At 70.9% G+C, this 7115-nt stretch carries 8 protein-coding genes; 5 read left to right on the top strand and 3 right to left on the bottom strand.

Going from position 1 to position 7115, the window contains the following annotated elements:
• The 5 genes from ppk1 to VGD85_RS12760 form a co-directional block, all read left to right on the top strand.
• Positions 1-1036: polyphosphate kinase 1 (ppk1, locus tag VGD85_RS12780; protein WP_331063822.1), on the top strand; the 1036-nt coding region annotated here is incomplete at its 5' end.
• A gap of 154 nt (positions 1037-1190) precedes the next feature.
• Complete coding sequence (locus VGD85_RS12775) at positions 1191-1808, top strand: DUF47 domain-containing protein (RefSeq protein ID WP_331063821.1); 618 nt, start codon at positions 1191-1193, stop codon at positions 1806-1808.
• Between the two features lie 5 nt (positions 1809-1813).
• Positions 1814-2812, top strand: a complete 999-nt coding sequence (locus VGD85_RS12770) for an inorganic phosphate transporter (protein WP_331063820.1) — start codon at positions 1814-1816, stop codon at positions 2810-2812.
• A 228-nt stretch (positions 2813-3040) separates the two neighbouring features.
• The gene (locus VGD85_RS12765; RefSeq protein ID WP_331063819.1) at positions 3041-3667 is read left to right on the top strand and encodes a hypothetical protein; all 627 of its coding nucleotides are present in this window, start codon (positions 3041-3043) and stop codon (positions 3665-3667) included.
• Between the two features lie 67 nt (positions 3668-3734).
• Positions 3735-4718 (top strand): signal peptidase I, encoded by a 984-nt coding sequence (locus VGD85_RS12760; RefSeq protein WP_331063818.1) that lies wholly within the window; start codon positions 3735-3737, stop codon positions 4716-4718.
• Positions 4719-4730: 12 nt separating this feature from the next.
• On the opposite strand, the gene VGD85_RS12755 is transcribed toward VGD85_RS12760, so the two are convergent.
• The 3 genes from VGD85_RS12755 to arsB form a co-directional block, all read right to left on the bottom strand.
• Entirely contained in the window at positions 4731-5489 is a 759-nt protein-coding gene (locus VGD85_RS12755; RefSeq protein WP_331063817.1) for a response regulator transcription factor, read from the bottom strand.
• 74 nt (positions 5490-5563) lie between these two features.
• On the bottom strand, positions 5564-5962 hold the full coding sequence (locus VGD85_RS12750; protein WP_331063816.1) for an arsenate reductase ArsC: 399 nt from the start codon (positions 5960-5962) through the stop codon (positions 5564-5566).
• Positions 5959-7044, bottom strand: a complete 1086-nt coding sequence (arsB, locus tag VGD85_RS12745) for an ACR3 family arsenite efflux transporter (RefSeq protein ID WP_331063815.1) — start codon at positions 7042-7044, stop codon at positions 5959-5961. The genes VGD85_RS12750 and arsB overlap by 4 nt, the downstream gene beginning before the upstream one ends.
• Positions 7045-7115: the final 71 nt, after the last annotated feature.

Here is a 7115-nt window from a genome sequence, read left to right as displayed (position 1 = left end):
GCTCGTGCACCACCCGTACGAGTCGTTCGCGACCTCCGTGCAACGGTTCATCGAACAGGCCGCCGTCGACCCCAACGTCCTCGCCATCAAGCAGACGCTCTACCGCACCTCCGGCGACTCCCCGATCGTGGAGGCGCTCATCGACGCGGCCGAGGCCGGCAAGCAGGTCGTGGTGCTGGTGGAGATCAAGGCCCGCTTCGACGAGTCGGCCAACATCCGCTGGGCCAAGGCGCTGGAGCGCGCCGGCTGCCACGTCGTCTACGGCGTGGTCGGCCTCAAGACCCACTGCAAGACCTCGCTGGTGGTCCGGCAGGAGGGCGGCTCGATCCGCCGCTACTGCCACCTCGGCACCGGCAACTACAACCCCAAGACCGCCCGGATGTACGAGGACCTCGGCCTGCTCACCACCAACGAGCGCATCGGCGAGGACGTCGCGCACCTGTTCAACAACCTCTCCGGGTGGTCGCGCAACGCGACGTACGACGAGTTGCTCGTCGCCCCCGACTCGATCCGCACCGGGCTGGTCGACCAGATCCATCGCGAGGTCGCCCACCACCAGGCCGGCCGGCCCGCGCGGATCCGGTTCAAGGCCAACTCGGTCGTCGACGAGGCCGTCATCGACGCGCTCTACCTCGCCTCGCAGGCCGGCGTGCCGGTCGAGCTGCTGGTGCGCGGCATCTGCGCGCTGCGCCCGGGGGTGCCCGGCCTGTCCGAGACGATCACGGTCCGCTCGATCCTGGGCCGGTTCCTCGAGCACAGCCGGATCTTCTGGTTCGAGAACGGCGGGACGCCCCAGGCCTGGATCGGCTCGGCGGACATGATGCACCGCAACCTGGACCGCCGCGTCGAGGTGCTGGTGCGGCTGCCCACCGAGGACAGCGTCGCCCAGCTCGGCCGGTTGCTCGACTTCGCCTTCGCGCCAGGGACCACCGCGTGGGAGCTCGACAGCGCCGGCGAGTGGCACCGCAACCAGGGCACCCAGCACCTCCAGGAGGCCCTGATCGAGGCGCAGCGGCGGCGGCGTACGACGGCGTGAGCGACACCTGAATTCCTCCCGATCCAGCCCTAATCCCGGCGGTCCAGACGGCCCGGATCGGGGTGATCGGGGTCGCGTGACCCTCGCTTGCGCGAATCGCCCGAGCACCCCCTAGGCTGTTGCGCGTTCGCGTCCTCCTCAGCAGGAGTTTTCCGTGGGTTTGAGAATCCGACCCGTCGACACGTCGTTCTACGACCTGTTCACCGAGTCCGCACACCACCTCGTCAGCGGGGCCGAGTTGCTCGCCGAGATGCTCGCCGACGGCGCCGACCACGAGGACGTGGCCCGGCGCATGCGGGAGGCCGAGCACAACGCGGACGAGACCACGCACGCGCTGATCCGCAAGGTCAACTCGACGTTCGTGACGCCGTTCGACCGCGAGGACATCTACGCGCTCGGGTCGGGCCTCGACGACGTGATGGACATGATGGACGAGGTCGTCGACCTGATCCTGCTCTACGAGGTCAAGGTCATGCCGCCGGAGGTCTCGACCCAGGTCGAGGTGCTGCAGCGCTGTGCCGAGCTCACCGCCGCGGCCATGCCGAACCTGCAGTCGATGCAGTCGCTCGAGGAGTACTGGATCGAGGTCAACCGCCTCGAGAACACCGGCGACCGCAACCACCGGCGTACGCTCGCCAAGCTCTTCAGCGGCGAGTTCAAGACCATCGAGGTGCTCAAGCTCAAGGACATCGTCGAGTCTCTCGAGGAGGCGATCGACGCGTTCGAGAAGGTCGCCAACATCGTGGAGCAGATCGCCGTCAAGGAGTCCTGACCTCCATGGACCTCGCGATCGTCATCGCGGTCGTCGTCGTCGCCCTGAGCTTCGACTACACCAACGGCTTCCACGACGCCGCCAATGCCATCGCCACGTCGGTCTCGACCCGGGCGCTCACGCCGCGCATCGCGCTCGGCATGGCCGCGATCATGAACTTCGTCGGTGCCTTCTTGGGCCAGGAGGTCGCACACACGGTCAGCGGGGTCATCACGGTCCCGGAGAACTCCCACGGTCTGGTGATCGTGATGGGCGGCCTGTTCGGCGCGATCGCGTGGAACCTCATCACGTGGTACTTCGGCCTCCCCTCGTCCTCCTCGCACGCCCTGATCGGCGGGCTGGTCGGCGCCGCGATCGCGTCCGGCTCGACCGTGCAGTGGTCGGTGATCCTCGACAAGGTCGTGATCCCGATGGTCGGCTCGCCGCTGTTCGGCTTCGTGGCCGCGTTCGTGGTGATGCTCGCGATCATGTGGATCTTCAAGAGGCGCAACCCGCACCGGGTCTACCGCGGCTTCCGTCTCGCCCAGACCGTCTCGGCCGCCGCGATGGCGCTCGGCCACGGCCTGCAGGACGCCCAGAAGACGATGGGCGTGATCTTCCTGGCGCTGCTGACCGGCGGCTACGTCTCCGAGGGCGACAGCCTGCCGATCTGGGTGATCTTCTCCGCCGCGGGCGCGATCTCGCTCGGCACTTGGTCGGGCGGCTGGCGCATCATGCGCACGCTGGGCCGCCGGATCATCCACCTCGACCCCGCCCGCGGCTTCGCCGCCGAGACCGTCGCGGCCGGCGTGCTGTACACGACCGCGTTCGCGTTCCAGGCGCCGATCTCGACCACCCACACGATCACCTCGGCCATCATGGGCGCCGGCGCCACCAAGCGCTTCTCGGCGGTCCGCTGGGGCGTGGCCCGCTCGATCGTCGCCGCCTGGGTGCTCACCTTCCCCATGGCCGGCCTCGTCGCCGCCGCGTGCTACTGGGTGCTCCACCTGGTCATCGGCCAGTAGGTCGCCGTGGGTGGGTCGCGCACCTGACGTATCTGTCCCGCGGGAGCGCTCCCAGGCAACAGATACGTCAGGTGCGCGGCCCCCTGCCGGCGACCTTGCACGTCTCTTGCATTTTCCCGGTGACTCGGCATCGAAGTGCCTTGCGGGAGGTCGGTCAGGCTGGTGCACGTCAAGGACGAACGGCCGGGGCCCCCACCGCACCCGGCCACCCAGGGAAGGGAACCGGACATGCGCACCGCGTCCGCTCGCAAGCACCTCACCAAGATCGCCGCCACCGTCGCGCTCGTCGCCGGTGCCGCCACCGTCGCGGGCGTCGGTACGTTCGGCGCGTACACCGACACCACCACGGTCGAGACCGCGGTGTCCTCCGGCAAGGTCAGCGTGCTGATGAACGGCAGCGAGGCCGGCATCAAGGCCACCGCCGCCAAGATGGTGCCCGGCGACAAGGTCGTCTTCCCGATCACCATCGCGCGCGGCGCCGACTCCACCGAGCTCGGCGACCTCACCCTCACCACCACGATCACCGACAACAACGCGCTCACCTCGGCCCTGCGGGTCAGCGTCGACACCTGCACCCAGCCGTGGACCGCCACGATGACGTGCCCGGGCTCGGCCACCAACCTGCTCACCGACGGCACGGTCAGCGCGATGACGTCCGTCGGCGGCTGGGCGCAGCCGATCGGCTGGATCACCCAGCTCAACAGCAACAGCCCGGTCTACGTGCGCGCGACCCTCTCGCTGCCGACCACCGCGCCGTCGACCACCGCCGGCCTCAGCACCACGATCACCTGGAACCTCACCGGCACCCAGCGCGCCGGCAAGACCACGGTCGTGGACCCGACCAGCCTGTCCTGACCCCGTCCTGACCCTGTCCTGACCCGACCAGCCGACCCGCCCCGTCAGCGCTGCGAGAGGAGCGACCATGACCGCCGACGTCATCGCCTTCCCCCGCGGCGGGCGGGAGGGCACGGCGGCCCCGCGGCACCGCGGGGAGGTACGCCGGCCGCGCCGGTCGACGGCGGACCGGGTGGTCAGCGGGCTGCTGACGGTGGCGCTGCTGGTGGGCGCGGTGGCGTTCCTGGCGCTGGGCGTCGGCCCCCGGGTCCTCGGCTACCGGACCGCGACCATGCTCACCGGGAGCATGACCGGCACCATCGACCCCGGCGACGTGATCGTCTCGGTGCCCAAGCCCGCCGACGAGGTGGCGGTCGGCGACATCTTGACCTTCCACGCGCCCGTGCCCGACCAGCACGTCGAGACCCACCGGGTCATCAAGGTCCGGCACACCGCCGACGGGCACACGATCATCCGCACCCAGGGCGACGCCAACGCCGAGCCCGACCCGTGGACGGCCACCATCCAGGGCGACACCGTGTGGGAGACGGTGCACGTGATCCCCGGGATCGGCACCGTGATCCGCGCGCTGCGCGCACCGGTCGTGCGTGACGTCGTGCTCTGGGTGGCGCTCGGCGCGCTCGTCGTGCTCGGCAGCAGCCTGATCTGGCGTCGCGGCGAGCAGGAGATCGACCCGGAGCCGGCCCCGGAGGCGCTGGACGACGCGGCGCTCGGCCGGCTGGCCGAGGACCTCGAGGACGCGGACTTCGCAGCCACGTTCGCCGCGCGCTACCAGGAGCTGCTGCCCCAGCGGCTCAACCGGATCAGCACGGCCCTCGGGTCCGAGGCCCGCACCCCCGACCTCGGCGCGGCGCTCGACGCCTCGCTCAGCCTCAAGGTGTCCTCCACGACCGTGGGCGCGCGCGAGCTCGAGCAGCTGGCGAGCGTCATCGAGCTGAGCGTCCGGCGCCGCGACCTGGAGGCGGCCCGGGCTCTGGCCGACGACCTGGCGCAGGCGGCGCGACGGGCCGACCGGGCGCTCGCGACGTACCTCGAGCAGCGGGCGAGCTGAGAGCGGATCGCCTCAGCCGGCGGCCAGCATCCGGTAGCCGACGCCCCGGACGTTCTCGACGAAGCGGGTCTGGCCGCGGCGGTCGCCGAGCTTGCGGCGCAGGTTGCCCATGTGCACCTCGACCAGGTGGGTCTCCTCCCAGCCGCCGCCCCAGACCTCCTCGAGCAGCAGCGCCCGGGTCCACACCCGCGTGGGCGCGCGCATCAGGGTCGCGAGCAGGCTGAACTCGGTCGGGGTCAGGTCGACCTCCTCGCCGTCGCGCCACACCCGGTGACCGTCGACGTCGAGGACCAGGTCGCCGTGGCGCAGCACCAGGTGGTCGGGCGGCGGCGCGGGCTCGTCGTGGACCGCGTGCAGCAGCCGGCCGTCCGCGGGGGCTACCGCGGTCGCCGGCGCGGCGGCGGGCACGGGGGCGCCGGCGAGCCGGCGAGGACGCCGGAACAGCACGTTCACGCGGGTCTTGAGCTCACGCACGCTGATCGGCTTGGTGAGGTAGTCGTCGGCCCCGGTCTCCAGACCGATCAGCCGGTCGATCTCCTCGCCGTACGCCGTGACCATGATCAGGTAGGCGTCGGTCGTCGGGCGGATCCGGCGGCACACCTCGAGGCCGTCGATGCCGGGCAGCCCGACGTCCAGCGTCACCAGGTCGGGGTCGTGCGCGGCGACCGCGTCGATGCCGGTGAGTCCGTCGGGGGCGATCGTGACCTCGAAGCCGAGCGAGGACAGGGCGACCTCGAGGAGCGACGCGATGTCCGGGTCGTCCTCGATCACCACCGCACGCCTCAACGACGGCTCACCGTCCCCCATATGCGAGGTATCGGCAGGCGGCGCCCGGACCTGAGGTGTCAGACCAGGTCGGCGAGGAGCGCTCGGACCCGCTGGTCGATCTCGTCGCGGATCCGGCGTACGACGTCGGGGCCCTGGCCGGCGGGGTCGTCGAGCACCCAGTCCTCGTAGCGCTTGCCGGGGAAGATCGGGCAGGCGTCCCCGCAGCCCATCGTGATCACCACGTCGGAGGCGGCGACGTCCTCGGTGAGCAGCTTGGTCGGCACCTCCTGGGAGACGTCGATGCCGAGCTCGTCCATCACCTCGACGACCGCCGGGTTGACCCGGTCGGCCGGCGCGGAGCCCGCCGAGCGGACCTGCACCCGGCCCTGCGCGTGGTGGGCGAGCAGCGCGGCCGCCATCTGCGAGCGGCCGGCGTTGTGCACGCAGACGAACAGGACCTCGGGCACGTCACTCATCGGGTCTCCTCGGGGGACGGGTAGAAGCGGCGCCGCGCCCACAGCGCGACGTACACGAGACCGACCAGGGCCGGCACCTCGATCAGGGGTCCGACCACGCCCGCGAGCGCCTGGCCGCTGGTCACGCCGAACACGCCGATCGCGACCGCGATGGCGAGCTCGAAGTTGTTGCCGGCCGCCGTGAACGCCAGCGTGGCCGAGCGCTCGTAGGGCAGCCGGAGCCGGACGCCGAGCAGGAACGCCCCGGTCCACATCAGGCCGAAGTAGGCGAGGAGGGGTACGGCGATCCGCGCGACGTCGAGCGGCTGGTTGGTGATCGTGTCGCCCTGGAGCGCGAACAGGATGACGATCGTGAACAGCAGCCCGTAGAGCGCGGCGGGGCCGATCCGCGGCAGCAGTCGCTCCTCGTACCACTCGCGGCCGCGGGCGCGCTCCCCCAGCGTGCGGGTGAGGTAGCCGGCCAGCAGCGGGATGCCGAGGAAGATCAGCACGCTGCGGGCGATCTCCCACACCGACACGTCGAGGGAGGAGGTGTCCAGGCCGAGCCAGCCGGGCAGCAGCTCGAGGTAGAACCAGCCCAGGGCCGCGAACGCCACGATCTGGAAGACCGAGTTCAGCGCGACCAGGATCGCGGCGGCCTCGCGGTCGCCGCAGGCCAGGTCGTTCCAGATCAGCACCATCGCGATGCAGCGGGCCAGGCCGACGATGATCAGCCCGGTGCGGTACTCCGGCAGGTCGGGCAGCAGCAGCCAGGCCAGCGTGAACATCAGCGCCGGCCCGAGCACCCAGTTCAAGAAGATCGAGGACACCAGGAGCCGCCGGTCGGCGGTCACGTGGCCGAGCTCGTCGTACCGCACCTTGGCGAGCACCGGGTACATCATCACCAGCAGGCCGATCGCGATCGGCAGCGACACCGACCCGACCTCGACCTTGGACAGCGCGTCGTCGAGCCCGGACACGGCGCGCCCCAGCACCAGGCCGGCGGCCATGGCGGCGCCGATCCACACCGGGAGGTAGCGATCCAGGGTCGAGAGCCGGGCGACGACCGTCGCTTCACCGGTCTCGGCGCGGGACGCGGTCATCGGTTCACCCACATGCCCTCATATTGACAGTTATCGATGCCTCGCGCCAGTCGGGGGACGCACGCACCAGA

This window comes from Nocardioides sp. (assembly GCF_036401255.1).
Lineage (GTDB): Bacteria > Actinomycetota > Actinomycetes > Propionibacteriales > Nocardioidaceae > Nocardioides.
The sequence above is the reverse complement of the archived record's forward strand: the minus strand, read 5'-3'. Positions and strand labels throughout refer to the sequence as shown.